General features: G+C 46.5%; 1 protein-coding gene. It reads right to left on the bottom strand.

Going from position 1 to position 445, the window contains the following annotated elements; all coding sequences use genetic code 11:
• On the bottom strand, nucleotides 1–445 hold a 445-nt coding region (pgpB, locus tag M8009_RS18895; RefSeq protein ID WP_250064027.1), incomplete at both ends, for a phosphatidylglycerophosphatase B.

The following is a 445-nucleotide window of genomic DNA, read 5'->3' as shown; positions in this document are numbered from 1 at the left end:
CAAACATCGTGTGACCGGAAGGAAAGGCAAACCCCGTCTCTTTCTGCCAGTGTGAACGCAAATATTGTGGGATATTTTTCTCTTCAGCCAACTGTTCTTTCACTAGATTTCCGCGTTCTGCTCGCTTTAAAGTGTAGAACTCATCAACCGGAATATGATGTGTTTTTTCCAGCCAGATAACAAAAGGTCGTGGTTCCTGGACTTTGTCTTTGATCCAGGATTTAACGCCTTGTCCCACAAGGATTGCGGCCGCCAGAATGGCAAATAATACAAAGGCAGCCTTAATGCGAAAACGCAGACACCAGAGAAACCAGCCGAATAAAATCAAATGTGTAATGACGCCCCAGGGCTGGGTGACAGTTTCAGTAACCCAAAAAGCCGCTTTTAGTAGCCAACTTTGTTCTCCAGGTTGCCAACGCCAGCCAGAAATCCATACGGCTACTGG

This window comes from Halomonas gemina (genome assembly GCF_023554995.1).
GTDB lineage: Bacteria > Pseudomonadota > Gammaproteobacteria > Pseudomonadales > Halomonadaceae > Halomonas > Halomonas gemina.
The sequence above is the reverse complement of the archived record's forward strand: the minus strand, read 5'-3'. Positions and strand labels throughout refer to the sequence as shown.